1 protein-coding gene is annotated in these 1440 nt (G+C 26.5%); it reads left to right on the forward strand.

The window, feature by feature from the left end; genetic code table 11:
• Window positions 1-72: 72 nt before the first annotated feature.
• A partial coding sequence (locus HG1285_RS01680) for a protoglobin domain-containing protein (protein WP_008289335.1) occupies window positions 73-1440 on the forward strand: 1368 nt, incomplete at its 3' end.

A 1440-nucleotide genomic window follows, 5' to 3' on the forward strand; every position in this document is an offset into this window, starting at 1 on the left:
AGTATCTAATTTATATTATGTTGTGTCTGTATTTTTACAGAAAATCAGGGGAGGGGTTTAAAGGAGGTTATTATGGGTATTGAGGAGTTTAATAAGTTTTTGAGCGTTTACGGTATAGATGAGAATTATCTAAAGAAGGTAAAAAAGTATTTCCTTTTTTCTGACGAAGACAGAAAAGTTTTAAAAGATATTAAGGATAAAATAAAGGAAATACCGGAAGAAGTTTTTGATGATTTTTATGCTCATCTTTTATCGTTTGAAGAAACAAAAAAAATACTTACAAAAGAAAAAGGTCTAATAGAAAAGCTTAAGAAAAAACAAAAAGATTATTTAGAATTTTTACTTGAAACTGATATAGACCTGCATTTTGTTGAAAAAGCTTTTCAGATAGGAAAGAAGCATTATGAAAATTGTGTTAAATTAGACTATTATCAGGGGGCGTATCTTAAATATGCTGATTCCATATTAAAATATCTGAAAAACGTTTTATCCCTTGAAGAACTTTCAATTTTTAGAGAGAGCTTTTTAAAGATTATATTTATTGACCTTCACTTTGTAATAAAGACTTACTATTACTTTTTAAACAAAAAGTTAAAAGAAGGGGTATTTAAATACAATGCTATTGTAGAAGGTTCATTTGACGGCATAGTTTTACTTGACCTTGAAAATAGAAAAATATTAGATGTCAATAAAAAAATTGAGGAGATGACAGGTCTTAATAGAGATGAGCTTATAGGAAAAGAATTTACAATTTTACATCCACCAGGACAGAAAAGATATATAAAAAATATTTTCAAACAGTTTTTATCTTCAAAGAAAAAGGACATTATAGAAAATGTTCTAATTTACAACCATAAAAATAAAAAGATTATTCCTGTTGAGATAAGTGGAAGTGTAATTGAAGTAGATGATAAAAAAGTAGTAATAGGTATTTTCAGAGATATTACAGATAGACTTGAAAAAGAAAAACAGCTTGAAAGAATGTCAAGACTTTACAGAGTTTTATACAAAATAAATGAAATAATAATAAAAACAACAGATGTAAATACCCTTTTTGAAAATATTTTGAAAGTACTCATTGAAGAAGGTGGTTTTGAGTTTGGTTTTGTAGGAGAAATTGAAAATTCCCACATTAAGATTTTAAAGAAAAATGGAAATCAGGAAGCTTTTAACATTAAGGCAAACATTAAAACTTTAAGAGAAGCTATTAAATCAAAAAAAGTAGTAGAATTTGATAAAAATATAGGTGTAAGTATCCCAATAATATTTGCAGATTATTTAACATCTGTTTTAAAAATTGAGAATAAAAACTTAATACTGGCTCTGTATTCAAGAGAAATAAGATATTTATCTGAAGACGAAAAGAAACTTTTAGGTCAGATAGGATACGATATTGCATTTGCCATATACTCTCTTGCAAAAAAAGAAGAAGTAAAATAC

The organism is Hydrogenivirga sp. 128-5-R1-1, from assembly GCF_000171895.1.